Below are 23,191 nucleotides of genomic sequence, written 5' to 3'. Positions count from 1 at the left end.
TCTCTGCAGCCATTTTTCACCCTGCCGGTTTGCCACACAATTTGCCTTACTTTAACCTTGTGAGGAATTAAATTATGCCGCTGGCATTACTTGCGCTGACCTTAAGCGCCTTTGCAATAGGAACCACTGAATTTGTAATTGTTGGGCTGGTGCCAACAATCGCAGCAGACTTGGGGGTTTCTTTACCTTCGGCTGGCCTTTTGGTCAGTCTATACGCTTTGGGCGTCGCCATTGGTGCGCCTGTTCTGACCGCTTTAACTGGGCGTTGGCAACGTAAATCCGTGCTAATCACCCTAATGGCGTTATTTGTGCTTGGCAATCTCTTGGCTTGGTATGCCCCGAGCTATGAAATGCTGGTGCTGGCACGCGTTATCACTGGGCTTGCACATGGCGTATTCTTTTCTATTGGTTCAACCATCGCCACCAGCTTAGTGGCAAAAGACAAAGAAGCCAGCGCAATTGCCACTATGTTCACAGGTTTAACTGTTGCGCTGGTCACGGGTGTACCACTCGGTACTTGGATAGGCCAAGAGCTAGGCTGGCGCGCGACCTTTTTAGTGGTGTCATTACTTGGCCTTATTGCACTGATTGGTAGCGCACTGTTGGTGCCAAATAATTTAAAACAAGCAACCCCAGCGAAAATTTCTGAGCAGCTTAAGGTATTAACCCAGCCAAGGCTACTTTTAGTGTACGCCATGACTGCGGTCGGTTACGGCGGCACTTTTGTCGCTTTTACTTACCTTGCGCCTATCTTAGAACAAGTGTCAGGCTTTGCTTCAGGCTCCATTGCTTTGATCATGCTAGTGTATGGCGTATCGGTCGCTTTTGGGAATATTTGGGGCGGTAAACTGGCTGATAGGCTAGGTCCAATAAAAGCATTACGGTTTATATTTTCAGCACTTGCGCTGGTATTGCTGACTTTTACCTTTACTGCCAGCAACCAAATTGGTGCGGTGTTAACGGTATTGGTTTGGGGGGCTTTTGCCTTTGGTAATGTACCGGGCTTGCAAGTATATGTGGTGCAATTGGCAGAAAAACATACACCAAATGCGGTGGATGTCGCATCAGGGTTAAACATCGCCGCATTTAACGTGGGTATTGCATTTGGTGCCGTCGTAGGTGGGGTCATTGTTGAAGGCATGTCGTTGACTGACACGCCTTGGATAGGCGCCATCATCGTGGTTATCGCCTTACTGCTAACCAAACTCTCAGGCGCATTGGATGCCAAAGCCCAACTCGCGTGATTGAAACGGATGGGGCTCTGCCCCATCACCGACGTAGTCTTTGTCGCTTGGCTTTTAACTTACCTGTAAATACTTAAACTGAATGCTGCTCGCAATTAAACGCTAACTGATTTAAAACCCATCGCACCAGTCTAGGCCAATACAGTGCCTTAAATCTGCCTACACCAAAGATTCATTAATGGCTTTGATCACCGCTTGCGTGCGATCAGCGACCTCTAACTTAGCCAAAATGGTTGAAACATGATTGCGAATAGTTCCTTCCGAATTGTTTAACGTGCTCGCAATGGCACGGTTTGATAACCCTAGCGACATACACTTCAGCACTTCAATTTCTTTTTCGGTTAGTAACGTCGGCTGTGGCTTTTTGGCTTGTAATAAATAGCGGGTTAATGCTGGTTGCAATACTTGTTGCCCATTGCACACCGCTTTTATCGCACTAAGTAAATGTTCGAGTTCGGCATTTTTTAAGATATAACCCATTGCCCCTAAATTAATGGCCTCGACCAACACATCGCAATCTTCAAACGTAGTTAGGATAAGCACAGGCGTTGAGTTGTTTTCGCTGCGCATCGCCTTAAGTACTTGCAAACCATTCATATTTGGCATGCGCATATCTAACAGCACTAAATCAAAGCTTTGTTGGGCCAAATAGTTTAAACAAGCAACACCGTCTTCCGCCATGGCAGTAACACGCACTTGCGCGTCCAATTCCAATAAGTTTTTTAAGCCAAGTCGCACCAAGGTTTGGTCTTCTACCAATAAACACTGGATCATTATGCCGACTCCAGTGGAGTTTTGGTCAAAGGCATGCGTATCTCACTGAGTAATTTGTCATCAACCAGCTGCTGACGAAAAGTGCCTTGTAGCATATTTAAACGCTCACTTAACCCTTTTAAACCATTACCAAATTTCGGCAAAGTTTGCTCTTTGTGGTTATGTACGGCAGTTGCGACGATTTCCTGCTGACCATCGTTATGCGCTAGGCTGAGAGAAAAGGTGATCTGCGTTGCTTGGGTATGTTTTAGGGTGTTGCTGAGCATTTCTTGGCAAAAACGGATTAAACATAACGCCTGCTCTTGTCCTACATGCTCAAGTTCAGGTGCTAAGTTTAGTTGCGCTTGCAAATTTGGCACGGCAGTTAAAATTGGCTGCAAGCTGCTCTTTAATAGCCCAATATCTTGACGCTGGGCCGTAACAATTTGCCGCACCTCAGCCAATATTTCCTGACTCAACGCATGGCAATTGGCCACATTTGACTGCAAGTCTGCAGGCGCTGTGCGTTTTAAAAAATCAAAGTTAATTGCCAACGCCGTCAGTTTATGGCCGAGAGAATCGTGTAGCTCTCTAGAAATGGCTAACCGCTCTTGCTCTGCGCTCATTGCTGCCATCATACTTTGAGTAGCTTTAAGTTCTTTGTAGTTTTGTCGCGATTGGTAATGCATATTAAGGCTTTCAACAAAACGTCGGCTGACAATGCCATTTACCAATGCAAAGCCGCCCCAAATGCCAAGCGTTAACCAAGGGATATTGCCCTGCCAGTAACTCAAGTTTATTGCGCTATATAATCCAAGCATTAGCGCCACACTCAAAACCATCATCAATGGCCGAAAATGCACGCTAAATAGCGAGGTAAACATCACTAAATGGATCAGCACTAAGCTGGTTTGCGTAAGAGGTAATAACCCCGCAATTAAGACAAAATACCCTATGGCAGCAGGCACTATGTATTGATTAGGGGCTTTAATGACCCACCACAATAACCCCAAGATGAGTAAATGAAGGGGTACTTGTAACGCAGTTAATACATCTAAGGAGCTAAAAAATAAACAGGCAATTGTCACAACAAGCCATGAAGCTAAAGTTGATAAACGCCAATCCATTGTGTGTTGTACAGCTTGTTGCATGGTGATGATTTAATTATTATTTTCTTTGTTACACAAAAGTATGGCAAATTTGAGCCGGTGCGAACAGTGCCAAATGTCATAGCGACTCATGACCTTACACACTGTTGTTAAGCGTACACTTCACGTACTCTAACATAAAACTGCTAGTCAAATTAACCTAGGAATAAGTTTATGGCCACAACCGACCTGTATTCTTCAACGGCCACGATTCAAATTGGCGCTGCCAAGGCGGATGGTAAACTATCTTTAACTACAACTTATTTGCAGTTTGAGCCTTTCAACAAACAATTGCCATTAGGCCCCTACCAGTTTGCACGTAGTAATATTATTAATGCTGAGAAATGTTTAGGTAAAGGCGCTGGTTTTTTACCGTTAACCACCGATGCATTTAGAGTGACTTTTCAAGATGGGAAAACCATTGAGTTTATTGTTGCCGACGCACAAAGTTGGTTAAAGCAACTAAGTCAAAAATAAGCTAGTAACAGCACTTAACTCTAGAGAAGTTATCGCTTTATTGGCCTGCACAAAGGTAAGCTTGCTATGTTGAGTCTTGCCCTTAACAATGATTGCTAAAATCAGCGCGACATAAAGTCGCGCCCACAGCGGCAAGATCACGCTTTTAAGCGCATTTTTCGCTCATCGGTGTAGTACCACCATGGCTTTGGATCTTCCCCTGCCATAAAGCGGGTGACTGACATATAAACGTCGATAACACAAGGGTCGTGTACCGCTGCGGTTATTTCACAAAGCTGTTCATACATTGCAAACGGGCATTTATCGATTAGCTGCTCTGGCTTATGAATACCTAATAGTTCAAGGTCTCCTGCTCCGGCTTTGCCAATATTAGGCAAATCAGTGAGTTTAACTAAGCGATTGCGGTCTACTTTGCTCGGGTTCATATCATTTACTTAACTGGAATTGAGTGATGTGTACCCACACCTAGCGTCAAAGTTGGCGTAAGCAAAAATGTATCGGTTAGCTTGTACTTTTTAGCCAGCTCAGCACTTAAAACCGTATTTTTTGCTGTTACTGCTCGCCCACGCAGCTCGATATCTTGCTGCCAATTATTAATACTGAATCCTACACTGACTTCAGCAGCCGCAGGCAATGCGGCTAATAACGCAAACAAGGCCACGCACGTTAGTACATTTTTCATCTTAAATTATTCCTTTAAAATTTTGATGTTGTATAAAACAATAAAGTTACTGATATAGCAACAACTTAGTGAACAGTGCAATTATTTTCTATGCAACCATATCTAGTCCTTCTTGGGCTAGAAGTAACGACTATGCCGATAGACCTTAACTGGCTAGGCTGAATGCTGAGGAGTGGGTGGATTACCAATCAATAAGCCTGAATTATCTGTTTTAACCTGCGCAAGAACTTTGACTAACACGGTAACTAAACCAATTAGTGCTGAAGAGTTTTAGTAGATTAGTATAAGAAGTGCTATTGATCTAATGAACTAAGAATTAGTTTTTTACTTTAAAAAGATAGGAATTAGTACAGATTAGTATACTTTTGGAAGCTATTAATAAGGATTACACTTCAAACAACAGCTGTAGTTTGAAGTGACTTACAAATTTATAGTGGAAAGTGTACCAAACTCACAACAACCATATAAAACAATAATATATGGTAGTAGAAAATTAGTTACCTAAAAACGAGGCCAGAAGAATGACAGTTCAAGATTATTTGGCATTTTGACGTACTATGTGCCAGAATCGAACTGTGGGAACGATGTATCGAGATGTGAGCAACGCCCCCACAAAACCTGACCATACCACCTTAAACACAAAGCTCAACGATGGAATGAAAAAGACTAAGCGTTAGGCATCCCTCTTAACCGCGTTTAAATGGCTGACCATCTAACCAACAATTCCAGTTCAGATAACCATCATCAAATTTAATGAACTTGATTAAAACCAATTGTAAGAGCATACGCAAAGGGGATAAATAATCTACTAACTTGAAGACATCGCCATTTTTAGCAACTTTTTCAAGCTGCCCATTATGGAACAAGCCGTTTCTTAAATGTACATATGTCATGATTGATTTATAGGGAGAGTCGAGATTTTCCTGCTTTACGTCAAAACCATAACCAACCAAAACACGAGTTATCGGTGTCGCACAATTTTTAGAACTATAATCATCTTCAATTGCTCGGCAAAATGATTCAAGCCCCGAAAACAGAAGATAATAAGATACATCAATAAAGCTAGCACGCCCTCTAAAGACCTCAATACACCGAAAAAAGGCACCTCTGAAAGCTATATTTTCCGGTGTAGTTTCAGATAACAAAACATTTAAGGACTTGTTTATGAATACCTCACGTGAATTTTCACCAGATGCATCACTCATAATTACGCAACCACCACCATTTCGCCTAAAGTGCCCTCGCACTTCCTTGGCGAAATCATCACCAAGACGTTCATAAGTTTCGTTACTTTGTAACTGATTTGTGATTATCACGTCCCTTTGATCGATGAAAGACAATACTGCTTCTAAATTAAAGATCAATAACCTTAACTCATATGGGCACTTGTCAGATATTTCTAAGAATGCCGTTAAATGATAACAATGCTGATCCGATGCTAACTTCCTAACTAGGGTGGACTGACTGTATAAGGGGACTATTCTACTTCCATAAAGCTCATAAATTTTCTTACATTCATAGCCATAAATCCCGATTCTGATCATTTTATTACTCCATAGTTAGAGAATACTACTAACGCATGATTCAGAGGCAAATGATTATTGGCTACAACCGCGACGCAGGAGCAAAGCCAACTGTTATTTTACCTGCTGAAATGACTTATTAGGTATTAAATGCACCTTTACCAAGCTCAGCCAGAACAACCACATTATTTCTTAAACCTAAGATATTACTTAAGACCATCGCTGCTAAGGATACATAAAGAAGAAGTTTGTTTATTGCCTTTTCTCGACCAAAATTGTCAGCTTCGTTTCCTCCGACATAACCTATACTTTCATCGTTTGGATCCAATACGTTAGGCTTAGTTGAAGGAGTTACATGCGTAGCCAATTCACATAACTCTGAGTACGCTTCTCGGGAAACTGGACAAGGTATATTTAAACCTTCTAAAGCTTTTCTTACTGCCGCTGGACCAAAACTATTAATCCTATCAGATTTGGATGAGCGCACCCACTTTTCATAGATCTCTTCAGATTCATTTAACAAAAACATTAGATTAACTATTTCAGCAATACTACGAGTTAAATTCAAAGATTCATCATAAAGATGATCCGAGATCAATCGAAAGGAAGCTAGGCCGTGATTAAAACACCTACCAGCGATAGATTTAACGATATATTTACTATTCCCATAATTTTTTTCATTTGTGGCAATTTGACTAAGGATATAAAGACTATTTTCGAATAAAGTAGATTTGTTCACTCCGAAAACGTCTCGATAAATTATTTTTCGTCCATTCATCTCTGTTTCTATGTGTTCATAGAAGCTTGGTGCAAGATTATTTTCCATGATTATACCTAACAAATTATTAGTAAGACCGTGTAAGGTTGAATACCTTGCAAGGTAGCTATTTTTCAAAGACTACTTCACCTTAACATATTGAAAAGATAGTAAAAGGAAAATGAATGGATTGCTTTTGAAAGACTATAATTCGCTCTTTCACGTTACCTCTATCTATTCTGAAGCCTATTCACTATCCACCTATAGCTGCATGGCTTTAGCTCAACTAAATCAGCCTCACGCCTTTCAGAATTAAGCCCATCAAGTTGCTCAAGAAACAGGTCATAGACCTTCTGATACCTCACCACCGTGTGCGTGCGCAAGTATTCGTTTATCACGTCATCAATGAGGTCATGCACTTCTTGAGGCAATTGCTTAGTGCGATTACCTTTGGCTTTATGCCGTGGCATTAGTGCATGTTTATCCCAGCCGCTTTCCACAAAGGTTTTGTTCCAATGGGCTAGCGTGCGCCATGACGGTGGGCTGCTGTCGTTTATTTCAACCGCTCTTTGGGCAATATACGGGGTTAACCATTTCTCGGTATAGGCTGGAACGCTTCGCTCAGTTGCGCCTTGCACATACTTATAACGTCGCTCCATTTCTTTTTTGGATGCAAGGTCTTCGACTGCTTCCGCTTTAGGCTTTTTGACGTTACTGAGTGGTTTAAAGGTTAGCTTGGTGGGCAGTTCTCGCCGTGCGATGGTTCTGAGCTGACCGTTTGACACCAGTTGCTCAAGCCTTGGCTTTTCAAAATTAAACCGCCCACCGCTTTCAATATCCGTCAACACCACATCGGTACCCGCAATACTTTCAATTGCAAAGTAAGAGCATGAATGCTCTGATAGGCGTTTTACTAAAATCAGGTCGGGGTTTTGCAAGTCCATTGTGGTGGCATTTCCTAAAACGACGGCAAAGCATAAGTTCAAATAGCGTATACCCTAATTGAACACCACCAAAACAGGCTAAAAGTGTTCATTTAGGGTGGTTTAAAGCGTTAGTACGCACTATGTTTATTTAGTCTAGATGCTAAATGAACAATTGCCATGAGTAAGATTGGATATGCGCGAGTTTCGACCACAGATCAGTCTTTAGATTTACAAGTAGCCAAACTCGAGGAAACTGGTTGTGACAAGGTGTTTACCGATATGGCATCAGCGTCGAATACCAAACGCGATGGGTTTCAAGCCCTGCTTGGCTACCTTCGTGCTGGTGACACCTTAATTGTGACTCGAGTCGACCGTATCGCCCGTTCCGTACTCGACTTACAAACCTTAGTAAACCACCTAAAATCCAACGATATTCAGCTACAAGCGCTAGAGCAGCCCATCTCAACCGACTCTGCCTCAGGCAAAGCCTTTTTAGATATGCTTGCCGTGTTCGCAGAGTTTGAACTCAATATCAGAAAAGAGCGACAGCTCGAGGGCATTGCAGCCGCTAAAAAAGCGGGTAAATACAAAGGCCGCAAGCCAATATCCGACAACACCAAACAAAGCATTTTATCGCTACGCGCAAAATCTACACCAGTCAGCCAAATAGCAAGCTCTGTAAAGGTTTCAAGAAATACGGTTTATAAAGTCATCAATCAAGATATTAACAAATGAATTAACTAGGTATAACATATTGAACTTTGCTATCTGCTTGTGAAAAGGAATAACAGTGGAAGTATTGATACCATTTGCTAAAGATAAAAATGGCTCGCTCGCGTTTGTTGATGAAGTAGAAAGCGGTTTAGAGTGCAATTGTTTTTGCATCAGCTGCAATATGCCTCTTTCCGCGCACAAGTATAAAACGAACATAAGACGCGATCACTTCAAACATGCACCGAAGGTAAACTCCAAAGATAAGCCATGTGAGATAAGTTATAAACGCGCTATTTTTTGGTTGTGCCGTAATATACTTGCTACAAATACTAGCATTCGTCTTCCTAGATATATCGGTTATCCAAACAGCGATAAATCCGATGAAGGCGTGCTGATCACTGGTGAAAAGGTATACGAATATCAATCTAAAGTAACATTTAACCCAGCCATTGAAAGCGCGCAAAACGAAATTGCTGTCCTACACACCAATGACTTCGACATCACCCTTGTTTTAACACTAGAAAGTAGTGCTTACCAATTTAGCTCAACATACAACCAAAAGTCCGCCATTGTAGTTGTCGACGTTGAGGATTTTAGAAAGTATGTTGAAGGCAAAGTAAATGGCTACAGAAATCAAGTTGAATCTGAATTACTTGAGAAGCTAAGCATCAAGCATTGGCATTTCCACCCACAGCAAACACAAAGGTTTACAGAGTTTTATCGTAGTAAAAATCAAAAAATACAACTCGCTAAAAAGGAACAAGCACAACGTAAGTGGGAGGAACAACAGCAATTGGCAGAAGAGACCGAGCCGTTATATGACCCAGTTTATGGATTTCAGCAAAACCCCCGCTATAAAAGAAAACCGACACGGGCTTTTAGGGATATTATTGACCTAAACCCCGCGCCAAAACAATACGAAACAAGGTGGTTTAGGTGTGGCTACTGTACGAATATTTGGCAAAGCTCAAGTATAGATATTCCTTATTCTGTTGATGAAACACCGTGCCCATCTTGCGATCACCTAATCAGAATAGGTTAAGGCAAACGACATGATTAACGACAAATCAAAAGCCCTACTTGAGCAAATGAGAATTGACGCTGATGAATACTTTAAAAGCTTACGTAAAAAGTTTGGTAGTGACTATAGGGTATTCGCAGACGTTTTAGATAGCTTTGATTGCAAGTCAAAAACGGAGCCAAAATCCGCTTTTAGAGATTTTTGGCAGCAAAAGTACACTTCTTACCCCATAGAATCAGAACTGTGTAATTCGGCTTTTGAGCTTTTTAACAATTTAAAACGGTTTTACTCCGGAAGTGTATTTGAACTATTCAAAACCAAGCAAGTTGAGTGGGGAGCACCACCAATCAGAATTAAACGCGAAGATGTACCTCCTAACTCAGATATTGAGCAGCTTGAAGACGAAGTAACGATATACCGTGGTTTATCACCCGACGAGTTTGCAAGTAAAAACTTCGCACAGTCTTGGACTATAGACTATGAAATAGCTAGACGCTTTGCTCATGAAATATATAAAGATAAGATTCAAGGCATAGTTGTTAAAGCGGTTGTACCAAGAAGCAAAGTTATCTATTTTGATGCGAAGGATAATGAACAAGAAGTGATTATTGAATATGGTGCAGTAAGAACGGTTAAGAAAATGGGTTGAACACAAGTTACCACTGAGAACTATAAATTCTGACGTCAAATGGCTGAACTTTGTTTAAAGTAAATTTAACAACCCCCCTTGACTAGAAAACAAAATTTGTTAGGCTTAGTTTAGCTGAGAGAACAGCTGACCTAGCCACGTTGGTGAAAAAAACACATACATACATTTTTATTTTAATTTCTATTAACTTAGAGTTTAGTGGCGAACTGTAAATAAATATAATAGGAATTATTATGTCATTTCATGACCTACCTATAATTGCTAATGTTAAACTTCAAAGTAGTATAGTCCGTTTTTCATTGAGAAACTTTTCTAATAGCCACTTACCGACGTGTACAAATTTTCAGGAAATTTGGGTAAAATGCATAGGTAATTTTCATAGTTGGCAAGACTTCATCAGAAAGATAAAAGGCTACTCGGATGACCGCTCTGAAATTGTTCTGGCGAACAAAGATAACTTTTACGCTATCGTTAATCGCTTACAAGCAGAACTCCCGAATTATGGTATAGCTCAACTTAAATGGGCTGTAGCCTCCTCATTCGTGAACAAGCAAAAAGTACATACTAGCTTGATAGAACAAGCCATAATGAGGAAGTCTATACGAGATCTTAATATGCTTGAAGAACATGTAGAGTTGGGTTTTTTAGAACCGAGCAGTGACAATGTAGCTATTATATCTCAGCACCTATTTACCCCAACTGAGTTAGGAAAATATGCAGCAGGTATAAGTTTAGAAATAACACAAAAGCGACCCCTATCTCATGTTCAGTTAGCACGCCTTGGACTTTCCTCCACACTTTGCCGACTTGAAACTATCAGTTCTTCGGTAACTATCAGTTGGGGATACGAAGCGTAGCATTAAGTTATGAGGTTTATGCTCTCCGGCATAAACCTCATATTATGACTCTGCGTTAATGATCCGAATGAAAAATTGTTCGCTATTTTAATTTAAACCACCTTCCTCAACCCATTCACATATCCACGCTTATAAATTTCGTTCCCATCAGCATCTTTGACTTGCCCTGTGGGCATAACTTCCCAGCCTTGTTTATTGAAAAACGCATCAGAAATTGCTGCTTTTATTGCTTCAATTTCCAGCGGTACCAATTGTTTGTTTTCAAGTGTGGTGTTGGTTTTATCGCCTTTGGTTCTGTCTATAAACAAGTCTGAGTTGGCTTTTAATGTGTTGAGCTGGTCACGGTATTTGTTACGTTCTGCAATCAGTGAGCCTACAACAGCTCTAATCACTGGATCGTCGATAGCATCGAGAATATGTTGGTCGTTGCTGTTCAATAACTGCTTTTGGCGCACTGAGAGTGGCTTTTTACACGTTGTGCCTGCATAGGCTGCCCAAGCCTCAATTAATTGCTGAAAATGCTTTCCTGTGCGATTACGGATGGTTTGTGTTGATGGACCCCCTTGTTCTTTTGACAACCGCCCGACCGTTGCCATAGAAAAGTCAAGAGGCGTTATCTTACTTTGTTGCTCAAGCACAGCATTCAATACCGTTAAAGCATTGGCGGTTCTTGTGGTGGCACTTGCGCATAGCTCTTGCAGCACTAGGGTTGGGTCAACTGGATTAGCCATTTTTCTTCACTCCTAAAGTGGCTGTTGCCATGTTTGCTAATGTTCTGATGCTAATGCCTGTGTTACTTTCAATCGCTTGTACACCTTGCTCTAGTAGGCCTGCGTCTTTCAAGTAAGCTTCAGTATCAAGGTAAGTTGAAAGCATTGTCATGGCTTTGCTTTTGTCTGGCTCTTTAGTGGCATTTAGCATGGCATTGACCATCATATTGCCAAGCTTAAGCTGTGCTTCGTCGTCAAGCTGCATCAGGATTGGTTGGTAGCCCATACGCATTAGCATGGTGTTTAGCATGTTTGATCTGTGATTAATGGCCGTGGTTTTCTTTAAATCGTCTTTTAAGTCTGCAAATACTTCTGCGTCATCGCAGATTTGGATCAGCTGCCGAAATTCAGATTTCGTGTCTAAAAAGCTGAAAAATGGTGATATGTCTTGTGCCGAGCCAAGCGCAATCACTTTGTCTTTGTGGTCGTGCTCTTCACGGTTTTGCTCAATGCTTAGCACCTTACGGATCACCTGAAAACACGCTACTAAGTCTTTGCAGTATTCATCGGCTTCGGTTTTGTGTCGCTCAATACGCCTGTCTATGCTGTTTAGCTGGTCACGCTTGCTAAATGGAGTGCTGTTTACCTCGCAAAAGTATTCTTCATCCAATAAGCTCGCTTGCTCGCCCTCAAGTTCCGCAGCAATTTTGGCCGCTTCCGTGGCGTGATAACTTAGGTTGTTAAAATGGGCCGTAAGCGATTGAATATAGCGGATGCTGGTAATAAACCAGCGGCAGCGAATACAGTTCTCAATGCCATGGGGCACTTGCGCGTGTAAATCGGCTTGGTTTCGATTCGCTTTTTTTAGTTTATCGCCGCCATTCCAACACCCTGCAATAGAGGCATGTTCAACCAAGGGCGAGGTGTTGCCTCCCGCTAAACAAATGCCTATCGACTTTTCTTGCCACCCAGCAGGATTGCGCACTCTCAATGCAGTTTGTAGCGATTCAATATCTTTGAATGCGGCTTGCAAGCCGATTTCTTCAATGGATTTATTGGCCAAGAATGACTGCAAGCTATCGTCTTCTTTGTCGATTATTTTGCCTTCAGCCTCACGCATTTTCTTGGCCATCATCACAGGCGTGAGTTTGGTGTAGTGCAAAGTCATGATCAAACGACTGTGGCCAACCAACAGCTTTGACAATATCGGTGTGGGTATTTCCCCCTCAATGGCGTAGCAAGTGATCAAAGAAACGCGTAATGCATGCAAAGGAAATAGCGGCCTTCTGGCATTTTTAGGGTCAACAAAATGCACTTTGGCACCATCTCTTAAAGTATGCTCTTTTTTCGCCACATCGTGCTCGAGTTGGGCAAGCAAAGCCACCCAAAGTGCGTTAACATAACCATCTGTAATTGGCATGCGCCGTTCGCGCTTACGATACGCAGCGGCATTGCGAAATAAAAAGCAAATATCACCAATTTCACTGCGCTGAATTTTGGTTTTAGTGCTACCAAAGTGTTTGTAGTCTAAGTCGTAAATAGAGGTAGGTTTGCTGATTGGGTTGTACTTTTCTTGCCAGTTTCTTAGCTTTTCTAACCAATACAACACCTCTTCGTGTTGCCATGGGATCACGTATCCCCGAGTTAATTCGTCTTTGTTCCTATCTGCGGTTTTATTGGTATTGATATACATGCCCGCCATTACATCACCAATATCTGGTGTAATAATACGGTGAAACACGCCCTTTTGCCACGGGCGCTTATCACTACCTTCAGCAAAAGGGTGTTCCGTATTCATTTGCCATTCGCCATTGCTGTACCGCCATGTATCAGCCTCACCCGAATCCAGCATTCGCACCTGAAAGGTTCGCAAAGGTAACTGCAATTTAAGGTATAAAGCCATAGCACGAACGGGCGACCAAATTAAGTAAATGCTGTCACCCTTTTCTAGGGTTCTAAGTGCACCATCTATTCTTACTTGTCGCCTTTTATCTAAAATTCGTTTTTGCCAAACACAATCAGGGTCTGCTTTATCTATCGCCGACTCATTAACCAAAATCCAGTCTTTGAGATGATGGGCATTAGTGAAGAAAATCTCACTGTAATTTATAGCCCATAGCCATTGTTTAAAGTGACCTCGAGGCGCGGGGCATAATATGCTGCGCAGTTGTTTAATGTAGGCATAGGGTAAGGCGTTATAGACTGTCTCCTGTCGTCTTACAGGGTTTTGCTCTTTATCAAATGGGTTTTGGAATAGTGGCACAGGATCGCCATTATCATCTGGCTCTGAGTAGTAAGTGTCAATAATCCAATCAATAAAGCGGCATACTTCGTTATTTTGCCTAACACGATAGCCTTCATTCAGCTCAAACGGCATAAGGAACTTGTTGTAGTCTTGATCTGTTAGCGTAAAAAGCTCAATGGGGTCGGTAATAAATCGCGGTACTAGGTACTCATCTAAAAAGCGTGCGATAGCTGCGCGTGAATGGTCAATGCCATATTGCTTTTGTTCAAGCCAAGTAGAGGCCAGCTCCCGCCATGTTTCCCAGCCTGAGCCATTTTTCTTAATAAACCAATTAAACTCATAATCCTGTGTTTTCATGGTTTATATCTCCTTAATTTAGGGTACTTACCGCTAAATAACCCGTCAGGGTCAATATCTTCAAAGCCAGATTCCATCACGTTTTGCCAGCTCACGCTGACGTCTTCTTTAAACTCGGCATAGTGTTGGCCATCAAGGTTTTTTGACGCTCTTTCACATGCCAACGTCACATCTCTAATACTAGGTTGGGTATATACAGCTTGTGATAACAACGAAGCATGGTGGAGTGCCTTTTTGATCAGCCTTGGATCAATGCCCGCGCTCGACATACGTCTGCCATAAGCATGACGGTGGGCATGTGGAGTTCGTCCTTCAGGTTTTGACACGACAAGGTTGATACGAGCCATGGCCGCTTTATAACTTTGGTTAAACGCGTTTAAGGTGAGCGATTGACCTTCGTGTGTTTGTGAAAAAGACACAAATGCGTATGGGTGCATTCTTGGCAACGGTAATAGGTAAAGTAAGTATTGCTGCCACAACTTGGCAAATAGCTCACCGTAAAAGGCAGGAAACCAGTGCAGTTGAATGTAGTTTTCGTCATCATCAACTACTTTGGTTTTCCAGCCAATTCGGGCGGTACCCGTCATGCGGTTACGAGGAATTAAGTTAAAGTTCTCAGACAAATACGCTGCGCGTGTTTTTTGTCGTTTGCGGCCAGTCCAATTATTTGGTGCTCTGCCATCTTCAGGATGATATAAGCGTACTATTACACCGCTTGGATTTTCTGGGTCGTAAAACACATCATCTACCCAAAGGTGCAAAGCATCACTTTCTCGTACACCGGTGCCATGCATCAGCAGCACAATAAGCTGATCACGCAGTGCCACACGCTTATCTCTGGCTTTGCCTAAACCTTGAATAAAAAAGGGTTTAAACAGCTTTTCGGGAAATGAAATGGCATCACCGTCAACCTTTAGCACATCCTTTTTGCCACGTACTTTACGCACGGTTTTTAGCACACTGGGTAAAGGGTTGCTTTTGATATGGCCTAAAAAGTTGTACTGGTTACGTTTGTACCATGCAGCATAGTTAAGGCGTTCTTGATGAGAGCTGGCTTGTTCAAACGGGTTTAAGCTAGTTGTATTTCTGTTATTGGCGAGCCAATCCGTTAAGCCATTTAGCGCCGATAAAAGTTGATTTACGTTTGCTGTAGAGCGAGGTAGCCAATATAAACCCGATGGATCATTCCCCTCTGGGCTAATAGTACCCAACGATAAACGCATTACAAATGATTGAAATAACTTGCTGGCGTCTGAAAATAATCCTGTGTTGGCTTCCATGTACTCGAGCAACAGTTGGCAAGCAAACGTAATGCGATTCATCCATGGCAAACTTTTAATGTGCGACTGACTTATAACGTAATCAAGTAAGGGATCGAATACACCATATTCGCTAAGCAACACAGGTACTTCAATCAATAAACCTGAATTATCTGTTTTAACTTGCGCAAGAACTTTGACTAACACGGTAACTAAACCAATTAGCGCTGAAGAGTTTTAGTAGATTAGTATAAGAAGTGCTATTGATCTAATGAACTGAGATCTAGTTTTTTACTTTAAAAGAATGGGAATTAGTATGTTTTAGTATAGTTTTGAGTGCTATAAATAAAACTTATACTTCAAACAACAACAGCAATGAGGATTTGGGTGGCAGTCTTACCAGCCACATCCCGGCACACAAGTCATACGCTGTGGCTGCTTCGTTCCCGACCTGACCAGGTTCACGTACTATTGTTGCGAGAGGACCAATAAGACTACCATTGAGAGCCATCTTTGGCGCGGTGGACATTATCGCGAGTTTCACGCTGAGATTCAAGGAAAAACATGATTAAAAAGGCTAATTGCCGAAATATCCGCCAGTTAGCCTTTTTGCTGTTATTGTTCTAGTGCTTGTTGCATGGCTTTTAGCGTGGTTTTTAGCTTGGTCATATTCTCAGGGCCCATGCGTAAAAATTGCTTTTGTGCCGCTGACAATTGTTCCCACTCAGGGTATGCATATTTGTAGGTGACCGAGTCTTTAATCAATGGTACTGGTGTTTTTGGAATTGGCGTGTCCAGTAATTCCTTAATGGCTTCGTTCAGTGTTGGGCGGAATTTATCACCTTCGTAGCCAATTTCTTCATAGGCGGTGATAAATAGCGGTTCGTATTCTTCGTACAAACGCACCAACTGGGCGCCACTCATACCAGTAAGCATATTCACGTAAGGTGTATAGCGCTCATAGCTGTTTGGGTCGATAATCACAATATCACCATCAAGAGCTGTGAATTTACCTAAGGGCTCAACTACTGGGCTATGCTTTTTAGCCACATCGCCTTTGGCAAGGTTATCAACGAAAACCACAGTTCTGCGGATCACATCATCAACTGCGACAAGTTTTATCGCTTGCTCCGTAAGGCGCTGTTTCACTTCTGCGAGTATGGTGGTATCGCTGTTATCCAACGTCGGTAATGGTGGCTTGACTGGTGCTTCTGGCTCACGCTGCGGTAGCGGTTCACTTGGCGTTGGCTCTGGCAAGGTTGGAGTCGGCTCATTCGTTGTGGGCAAGCTTGGTTCCGTGGGCTCTGCGACGGGTTCTGTTACTTTATTTACCACATCTTCTAGCACAGCTGATTGGTTAACAACGGGTTCGCTTTGTTTGGATAAAACATAAGCAATAACGACAGCCAAAACGACAAGCACCATGGCGGCAAAAAATAATTGTGTTTTTTTGGCGTTCGCTGCATTCGAGTTGGATTGGTGTTGAGACATGAAAACTCCCTAAATTTGGACTAAAGACCGACGAAAGTGCGCTGGAGGTTCTGCTTCTCTTAGCATAAACTAAAATTAAATCATAAGGTAAAGATAGATAACAAAACTGTCTTGCGTTAGTTTAGTGTATATCATTGGATTTTTAACGTACGCTTAATTACCACCTAATTTGTAATTAAATTGCACTATCAGTGCCTTTGCTATACCGCCACACAAGCGCAAGTATGACAGTGGTGCTAGGTTACGATAATTCAGTTCACTCTCATTACATGGTATCTATGGGTAGAAAGCAACTAAACCAAGATAAACCCACCATCGCGTTATTATTAACTGGTGGTGGCGCTCGGGCGGCATATCAAGTTGGGGTACTCAAAGCATTAGCTCTCAGTATGGCTCGTACCGCTCCTATTCCATTTCAAATCATTAATGGCACCTCAGCTGGGGCAATCAACTCTTGCGCACTCGCTTGTTATGCGTCTTGTATGCATTTAGCTGTGCGAAAAATCGAGTGGGTATGGAAAAGCTTTCATACGGCTATGGTTTATCGCAGTGATTTCTGGGGGGTGTATCGCCATATTACCCGCAACATGTTGCGCAGCTTTCAGTCGGAGCATTTAAACCACCCACCCGCGAGTTTACTCGACAACGCACCGCTACGCCGTTTGTTATCGGAGGTGCTCGATTTAGCAAGAATAGAACGTAATATTCATCGTAACTTTCTTGATGCGATTTCTGTGACGGCTTCCAGTTATTCCACTGGCGAATCCGTGGCGTTTTTTCAAGCAAACAGCGCTGAGCCTTGGCAACGTGCGCGTCGTAAAGGCCAGCAAATGCCGCTGACAATTGACCATTTGATGGCATCAAGCGCCATTCCTATGGTGTTCCCAAGTGTTCGAGTTAAGCATCATTATTACGGTGATGGTTCTATCCACCAGCTCTCGCCTCTTAGCCCTTCAATTCATTTAGGGGCAGAGAAAATCTTTATTATTGGCGTCGACCAACCCAAACCCACCACACCAGTTGGCTATGAGCCGCATTTTCCTGGTATGTCGGCAGTTGCAGGCCATTTGCTCGACACTATTTTTAGCGACACATTGCAGTCTGATTTAGAACGACTGGAACGTATAAACCGCACTATAGATAAACAACCAACACAACAAGGTAGCAGCGAGCTGAAAAAAATCGAGACTTTGGTGATAAACCCGTCAGCCAATTTTAACCAACTGGCGTTGGATTATTTTGATGATATGCCTTTGGCGATTCGCTCATTACTGCGTTTAATCGGCGTGAAAAATACCACTCAATCAAGCTTACCGAGCTATTTGCTGTTTGAGAAAACCTATACCCAACAATTAATCGAGATAGGTTATCAAGATGGATTAGCTAAATTGCCTGAAATTAGGGCTTTTTTAGAGCTTGATTAACATTAGGGCCTGTTAACCTTTGCCGTTTGTTTTTATAGCCCTAGGGCAAGCCGTCTAGCAGGAACTGTTCAGCGCGCTCTACCCGCCGTGGTTTGCCTTTCAAAAGCACAATGTCGTTCGCTAAAATTTGCGTATCGTCACTCGGCTGTGCGATTTCTTCGCCATTGCGCCGTAATGCAGAGATCTCGACACGGCGCTGCTCTAGCGCTAATTCAGCTATGGTTTTATTGACCGCATAGGCATGTTCAGGTAACGCAATGGCATGCAAAAACTCCAGCCGCTCTTGTTGGTCAATCTTGAGTTCGTCTGCGTCGCCAGCAAAAAAGCCATGTAAAAAGGCATAGCGGTTTTGCCGCTCTTTACTGACTCGGCGCAAGATCCGCTTCATTGGTACACCAGACATAAACAATACATGCGAAACCAGCATCAAGCTGGCTTCGAGTGTTTCTGGCACCACCTCAGTGACACCCGCTTGTTTTAATTGTTCAAGCTGGCTGTCGTCGCGCATCCTTACTAAAATTTTTACCTCGGGCGCAACACGGCGAACGGCATCAATGATCTCAAGGCTCTTTTCATAATCAACAAAAGTGATGATCACCAAACGTGCTCGTTCGATGCCTGCTGACTTTAAAATCGCTTGCTGCCCTGCATGACCAAATAACACAGTTTCACCACCCGCTTTGGCTTCTTGTACCAAGTGCGGATTAAGTTCTACGGCCACATAAGGAATGGCTTCGGGTTTTAAAAAGCGCGCTACGGTTTGCCCAACACGCCCAAAACCGCAGATAAGCACATGGTTGGCAAAGGTTTTTGCGCCCATATTTTGTGGCAGCTCGGCTTCTTCTTTATTGCTAGGCTGGATGAGCCAATCCAAAATAATGTCGAGCTTACTTATCAAATGAGGTGTACCCGCCATCGACAGTACCCCTAAGGCTATCAGGAATGAAGCAGTATCTGGGTCAAGGAGATTGTGTTTGCTGGCCAAGGCTACTAGGACAAAACCAAACTCGCCCATTTGCCAAAGCTTAAAGCCAGCTGCCAACGCATCACGGCGGCGCTCTCCCATTAGCTGAGCCGCTGCTGCTAAAATCACGACCTTGCAGAAGAATAACGTTAAGAGGGCAAGCAGCACATAAGGCCACACCTGCGCGACGTATGTTAAATCCAGCTGCATGCCTACGGTGACAAAAAATAGCCCCATCAAAATATCGCGAAATGGCCTGATTTCAGCTTCAAGCTGATGACGATAATGACTTTCGCCTAACATCATCCCAGCTAAAAATGCCCCAAGTGCCATCGATAAACCAAACGAGTAAGTGAGCACACCTGCGCACAATGCCACTAAAATAGTGGTTAACACAAATAACTCATCAGAGCGAGCTAGCGCTATTTCACTGAATACTTTAGGTAGTAACCACTTACCTACAGCGAGCAGAAAAACACAAATCGCGGCGCCTTTTGCGAACGCAAACAACAGCGCACCGACTATATCTTGGCCATTGGTCTTTGCCAGCAGCGGCAATGCAATGAGTAAAGGCACTACTGCAATATCTTGAAACAGCAATACCCCAACAGCGAGCTGCCCACGGCGTAAATTCAGCGATCCCGACTCTTTTAGTAGCTTTACCACCACCGCAGTGGAAGACAGCGCCATTAAACTGGCGATGGTAAAGGCCGTAAGGAGGTTGTAGCCCAACATGGTTAAAATCAGCATGCCAAGCAAAGTGGTAGTCACAACTTGTAAGGTGCCTAGGCCAAACACAATATTGCGCATTGCCATTAAGCGCGGCAGCGAAAATTCAAGGCCAAGGCTGAACAACAAAAATACGATGCCAAGTTCTGCGATTAAGTGAATTTCATCGCTGCTGGTCATCCAACCAATACCGTGGCTACCAGCAATAAGCCCGGTAACCAAATATGCGAGGATGGCAGGTAAGCCGATACGTTTGAATAACCATACCAAGAATACCGCAGCGCCAAGCAAGGCGAACACTTGCGTAAACACACTTTGCAAACCGCTTTCCCCCGTCAAATGCACGTCACTTTATTGGCAGCCATAAGCGTGTTTTTTCAAGATTGCCGCGCTGCAACTGCAAGCCTTGTCTTTAACTATAGCAAGCAACTGTTTTATATCCAGTTTAAAAAACTGGCACGTTATTCGCTTAAAACCATACGAAAGTTGTACTTAGGGGGTTATTCTATGGAGAACGTCCATATTCTGGCACAGCGTATGTCAACACGTGGCGATTTCTTGCCGTTTACGGCAACACCGTACTTGCCGCACAAGCAAGAAGGGCATCACGCTGGCCATCAATTTACCGAACAGCATAAACTGGTTGAGCGTCTGCAAACTTCGCTTGATCTTAATGAGCTGATCACCATTTTTGCCGAGTTTGCCGCTAAAGTGATCCACTTTACTGGCATGCAGTTTCATTGTTCGATTGGTGTATATCAGATGCGCGATGCCAAACTCGACACTACACCGGTGTCGTTTGAGTTGCATCTCAACAACAATGAACACTTAGGACAGCTGGTGTATTTTAGCCAGTATCCTATCAGCGCAGGTGTTGCAGATAAACTTGGCAAGTTACATAGTTGCTTGTTGTATCCACTGCGTAATGCGCTGATGTATAACCGCGTGTTAAAACTGGCGACCAAAGACTCCTTAACTGGATTAAATAATCGCAGTCAATTTAACGATATGTTAGCGCAAAAAATCGAGCGTACGCGTCGTCAACACCGACCTTTTAGTTTGATGTTGTTGGACTTAGATAACTTTAAACAAGTGAATGATGTACATGGTCACAAAGCGGGAGATGAGGTATTGGTCGAGTTTGCTGAGCTACTCCAAGCTAGCATTCGTGCCACCGACTCAGTGTTCCGTTTTGGTGGTGACGAGTTTGCGATTCTCATCGACGACCCATCACTGACAACCAATAAAGTCGTCGCAAAACGTATTATGCGTGCGGTTGAACATTCTGCCTTGTTGCAACGCTTTGGTGTCACCAGCAGTATTGGTTATACCTTGGCAGGCAGCCAAGATTGCGAAAATGACCTGTTTGCTCGCGCAGACAAAGGCTTGTACCAAGCTAAGGCTGCGGGTCGCAACTGCGCTCGCGGGGTATAATGAAAGGCAGTCCGGTAACCCCCCGGGCTGTTTTAGGCTTGGCTTTTAAGCTTACCGTAACCTGCTAAAGTGAGTGTAATACCAAGGAAGAAACCGCACACTCCATAAGCCAGGGCTAAAAACGAGGGCAAATGCGCGAAAATCACGAAAATCAGTGGCATCAGTAAGGCTAAGATAAAAAATACCCCTCCTTTACCACGCCAATAAGCCAATAATGTCAAAGCCGCTAAACCACCAAACCCAAGCCCTTGTAATGCTACACCGTAATGTTGTGCCAAAGCTGCGCGGTCAATCAGTATGACGATTAACATTAACACCAGCATCAGGGCAACGCCCTGTGGTGCTTGTCGAATAAGCCCAAAACCTACCTGAGCATGCATGAATTACCCCTAGATTCTATATCTGGTTTGGCTCGTCGAATACAAGCCAAACTATGTTGATGCTATACAGCGCCATTGTACACCATCTAGCCGAGCATGCGCATGGCTAAAGCCGACTCCGATAATTTGCACCGGTGTCTCGTTATAAAACACCACAGGTACCCGAGGTCGCAACCAAGGCGCTACACCAGCGTCCTTTAACCAGTGTTTAATAGTGTTACTGCCCGGTTTGTGCGCTAAGTGGATACGCAAAAGCGGCACATCAAAACGAATTGAGACTATCTCATCGTCCTGTGGCAAGCGCATGCCAGTGCCCTGCTCACGCTGTAACGTCCGTCCATCAGGCAAGGTATAGCTCGGCATGTCAGGCCAATTGAAATCCGCCAAATCTGCTTGCGGCTTTACCACAAATAGACTTTGCCGATAGCGCCTAAGCATAATGGCTTGCTCGGCAAACTCACTGGCACGGCCGACTTGAATTGCCAATTCCGCATCGGCCTTTGCGCCTAAGGCTTGATCCAGAATTTGATTAAGCACAGCTTGCGAAGGCATTTTAAGACCATGAAATGCCAAAAAAGCCCGCACTACATTCGCTTGTCGCGCTCTGCTCATTGCAGCTAACGGCGAGAGCCGTAAATGCTGCTGTTGCAAACACTGTTGTAAATCAAGCTGACTATACTCAGCCAATAGTTCACTTTGTTCACGCAGTAATGCCGCAGCGCGGGTCACAGATGTCAGTAAGCCCGGTTGCACACTTTGCCACAATGGAATAACCCGATTGCGCAAAAAGTTACGGCTGTAGCTATCGTCTTGATTCGACTCATCTTCAATATGCGCGATATTGGCTAACGCAAGCAGTTGTTCAATTTCGCTACGCGTTACCTCAAGCAAAGGGCGAAAACAGAGACGGCCACTGGCTAAACGCCTTTTGCTTGCCATGGCGGCTAAGCCGTCTAAACCTGCGCCACGCTGCAGTCGCAGTAAAAAAGTTTCTAACTGATCGTTGGCATGATGACCAAAGACTAACGCATGATTTGGGCTGGCATTGGTGTCGAGTGCCTGGTAGCGCAGCTCACGCGCTTGCTCTTCTAAGCTTTGCCGTGGCACTTTATGTACAGTGACTGATACAGCTTGAAAAGGCACTTGTAGCGTTTGGCATGCCGCTGCACAGTGCGCTTGCCAAGCACTAGCATTGGGCGATAAGCCATGGTGCACATAAATAGCCTCAAATGCGATCCCGTGACTTTGGCATAGCGCACCATAGAGATTGAGCAACAACATCGAATCAGCACCACCCGATAAAGCTAAGGTTAAACCTTGGCAATCGGTTTCTTGCTGCATAAAACGGATTAACTCGACCTCTAAGGCACGATAGATTGCAGATTGAGTAAGTGCGCTTGATACCATGAACAATAAAACAAAAAAGCCGCTATTAGGCGGCTTTTTC

22 protein-coding genes and 1 other RNA gene are annotated in these 23,191 nt (G+C 43.4%); 8 read left to right on the top strand and 15 right to left on the bottom strand.

What is annotated here, in order from left to right:
- The first annotated feature begins 74 nt into the window (after positions 1 to 74).
- Positions 75 to 1,244: an MFS transporter gene (locus tag ACFOEE_RS15640; protein WP_377126307.1), complete on the top strand. Its 1,170-nt coding sequence runs from the start codon at positions 75 to 77 to the stop codon at positions 1,242 to 1,244.
- A gap of 159 nt (positions 1,245 to 1,403) precedes the next feature.
- On the opposite strand, the gene ACFOEE_RS15635 is transcribed toward ACFOEE_RS15640, so the two are convergent.
- The gene (locus ACFOEE_RS15635; protein WP_377126304.1) at positions 1,404 to 2,018 is read right to left on the bottom strand and encodes a response regulator; all 615 of its coding nucleotides are present in this window, start codon (positions 2,016 to 2,018) and stop codon (positions 1,404 to 1,406) included.
- The gene (locus tag ACFOEE_RS15630; protein ID WP_377126301.1) at positions 2,018 to 3,148 is read right to left on the bottom strand and encodes a sensor histidine kinase; all 1,131 of its coding nucleotides are present in this window, start codon (positions 3,146 to 3,148) and stop codon (positions 2,018 to 2,020) included. Before ACFOEE_RS15630 ends, ACFOEE_RS15635 begins: the two co-directional genes overlap by 1 nt.
- Before the next feature lie 171 nt (positions 3,149 to 3,319).
- Here ACFOEE_RS15630 and ACFOEE_RS15625 point away from each other — a divergent pair, with 171 nt between their 5' ends.
- Positions 3,320 to 3,622 (top strand): hypothetical protein, encoded by a 303-nt coding sequence (locus ACFOEE_RS15625; protein WP_377126298.1) that lies wholly within the window; start codon positions 3,320 to 3,322, stop codon positions 3,620 to 3,622.
- Between the two features lie 137 nt (positions 3,623 to 3,759).
- Here the strand turns inward: ACFOEE_RS15625 and ACFOEE_RS15620 are convergent, their stop codons facing one another.
- The 5 genes from ACFOEE_RS15620 to ACFOEE_RS15600 form a co-directional block, all read right to left on the bottom strand.
- A complete protein-coding gene (locus ACFOEE_RS15620; RefSeq protein ID WP_377126295.1) occupies positions 3,760 to 4,047 on the bottom strand; it encodes a helix-hairpin-helix domain-containing protein in 288 nt (95 codons plus the stop codon).
- Positions 4,048 to 4,052: 5 nt separating this feature from the next.
- Positions 4,053 to 4,304, bottom strand: coding sequence for a hypothetical protein (locus ACFOEE_RS15615; protein ID WP_377126292.1), 252 nt, complete (start codon positions 4,302 to 4,304; stop codon positions 4,053 to 4,055).
- A 686-nt stretch (positions 4,305 to 4,990) separates the two neighbouring features.
- The gene (locus ACFOEE_RS15610; RefSeq protein WP_377126289.1) at positions 4,991 to 5,848 is read right to left on the bottom strand and encodes a hypothetical protein; all 858 of its coding nucleotides are present in this window, start codon (positions 5,846 to 5,848) and stop codon (positions 4,991 to 4,993) included.
- A 118-nt stretch (positions 5,849 to 5,966) separates the two neighbouring features.
- Positions 5,967 to 6,653, bottom strand: a complete 687-nt coding sequence (locus tag ACFOEE_RS15605; RefSeq protein WP_377126286.1) for a hypothetical protein — start codon at positions 6,651 to 6,653, stop codon at positions 5,967 to 5,969.
- 161 nt (positions 6,654 to 6,814) lie between these two features.
- On the bottom strand, positions 6,815 to 7,528 hold the full coding sequence (locus ACFOEE_RS15600) for a hypothetical protein (RefSeq protein WP_377126283.1): 714 nt from the start codon (positions 7,526 to 7,528) through the stop codon (positions 6,815 to 6,817).
- 159 nt (positions 7,529 to 7,687) lie between these two features.
- On the opposite strand from ACFOEE_RS15600, the gene ACFOEE_RS15595 reads away from it, so the two are divergent.
- From ACFOEE_RS15595 to ACFOEE_RS15580, 4 genes are all read left to right on the top strand, one after another.
- The gene (locus ACFOEE_RS15595; protein WP_377126280.1) at positions 7,688 to 8,245 is read left to right on the top strand and encodes a recombinase family protein; all 558 of its coding nucleotides are present in this window, start codon (positions 7,688 to 7,690) and stop codon (positions 8,243 to 8,245) included.
- 55 nt (positions 8,246 to 8,300) lie between these two features.
- Positions 8,301 to 9,266, top strand: a complete 966-nt coding sequence (locus ACFOEE_RS15590) for a hypothetical protein (protein ID WP_377126277.1) — start codon at positions 8,301 to 8,303, stop codon at positions 9,264 to 9,266.
- Positions 9,267 to 9,276: 10 nt separating this feature from the next.
- The gene (locus ACFOEE_RS15585) at positions 9,277 to 9,894 is read left to right on the top strand and encodes a hypothetical protein (protein ID WP_377126274.1); all 618 of its coding nucleotides are present in this window, start codon (positions 9,277 to 9,279) and stop codon (positions 9,892 to 9,894) included.
- Positions 9,895 to 10,127: 233 nt separating this feature from the next.
- Positions 10,128 to 10,751, top strand: coding sequence for a hypothetical protein (locus ACFOEE_RS15580; RefSeq protein WP_377126271.1), 624 nt, complete (start codon positions 10,128 to 10,130; stop codon positions 10,749 to 10,751).
- Between the two features lie 92 nt (positions 10,752 to 10,843).
- Here the strand turns inward: ACFOEE_RS15580 and gmtX are convergent, their stop codons facing one another.
- From gmtX to ACFOEE_RS15555, 5 genes are all read right to left on the bottom strand, one after another.
- The gene (gene gmtX / locus ACFOEE_RS15575) at positions 10,844 to 11,482 is read right to left on the bottom strand and encodes a gamma-mobile-trio protein GmtX (RefSeq protein WP_377126268.1); all 639 of its coding nucleotides are present in this window, start codon (positions 11,480 to 11,482) and stop codon (positions 10,844 to 10,846) included.
- Positions 11,475 to 14,063, bottom strand: a complete 2,589-nt coding sequence (gene gmtZ, locus ACFOEE_RS15570; protein ID WP_377126265.1) for a gamma-mobile-trio integrase GmtZ — start codon at positions 14,061 to 14,063, stop codon at positions 11,475 to 11,477. Before gmtZ ends, gmtX begins: the two co-directional genes overlap by 8 nt.
- Entirely contained in the window at positions 14,060 to 15,529 is a 1,470-nt protein-coding gene (gene gmtY, locus ACFOEE_RS15565; protein WP_377126262.1) for a gamma-mobile-trio recombinase GmtY, read from the bottom strand. Before gmtY ends, gmtZ begins: the two co-directional genes overlap by 4 nt.
- Positions 15,530 to 15,716: 187 nt before the next feature.
- Positions 15,717 to 15,813, bottom strand: an RNA gene (gene ffs, locus ACFOEE_RS15560) — signal recognition particle sRNA small type.
- Between the two features lie 124 nt (positions 15,814 to 15,937).
- Positions 15,938 to 16,813 carry a DUF3014 domain-containing protein gene (locus ACFOEE_RS15555; RefSeq protein WP_377126259.1) on the bottom strand — a complete coding sequence of 292 codons (876 nt, stop codon included), beginning with the start codon at positions 16,811 to 16,813 and terminating at the stop codon, positions 15,938 to 15,940.
- 278 nt (positions 16,814 to 17,091) lie between these two features.
- Here ACFOEE_RS15555 and ACFOEE_RS15550 point away from each other — a divergent pair, with 278 nt between their 5' ends.
- Positions 17,092 to 18,237: a patatin-like phospholipase family protein gene (locus tag ACFOEE_RS15550; protein WP_377126685.1), complete on the top strand. Its 1,146-nt coding sequence runs from the start codon at positions 17,092 to 17,094 to the stop codon at positions 18,235 to 18,237.
- A gap of 40 nt (positions 18,238 to 18,277) precedes the next feature.
- On the opposite strand, the gene ACFOEE_RS15545 is transcribed toward ACFOEE_RS15550, so the two are convergent.
- On the bottom strand, positions 18,278 to 20,251 hold the full coding sequence (locus ACFOEE_RS15545) for a cation:proton antiporter domain-containing protein (RefSeq protein WP_377126256.1): 1,974 nt from the start codon (positions 20,249 to 20,251) through the stop codon (positions 18,278 to 18,280).
- Positions 20,252 to 20,437: 186 nt separating this feature from the next.
- Between ACFOEE_RS15545 and ACFOEE_RS15540 the strand changes: the two genes are divergently transcribed.
- Entirely contained in the window at positions 20,438 to 21,364 is a 927-nt protein-coding gene (locus tag ACFOEE_RS15540) for a GGDEF domain-containing protein (RefSeq protein ID WP_377126682.1), read from the top strand.
- A 32-nt stretch (positions 21,365 to 21,396) separates the two neighbouring features.
- On the opposite strand, the gene ACFOEE_RS15535 is transcribed toward ACFOEE_RS15540, so the two are convergent.
- Together ACFOEE_RS15535 and tilS are read right to left on the bottom strand one after the other, a co-directional pair.
- The gene (locus tag ACFOEE_RS15535; protein WP_377126253.1) at positions 21,397 to 21,744 is read right to left on the bottom strand and encodes a hypothetical protein; all 348 of its coding nucleotides are present in this window, start codon (positions 21,742 to 21,744) and stop codon (positions 21,397 to 21,399) included.
- Positions 21,745 to 21,795: 51 nt separating this feature from the next.
- Positions 21,796 to 23,151 carry a tRNA lysidine(34) synthetase TilS gene (gene tilS / locus ACFOEE_RS15530; RefSeq protein ID WP_377126251.1) on the bottom strand — a complete coding sequence of 452 codons (1,356 nt, stop codon included), beginning with the start codon at positions 23,149 to 23,151 and terminating at the stop codon, positions 21,796 to 21,798.
- Between the last annotated feature and the right edge of the window lie 40 nt (positions 23,152 to 23,191).

Origin of the sequence: Pseudoalteromonas fenneropenaei (assembly GCF_042643375.1) — a bacterium.
GTDB lineage: Bacteria > Pseudomonadota > Gammaproteobacteria > Enterobacterales > Alteromonadaceae > Pseudoalteromonas > Pseudoalteromonas fenneropenaei.
Note: the sequence above shows the minus strand (reverse complement) of the source record. Positions and strands in the feature narration are given on the sequence as shown.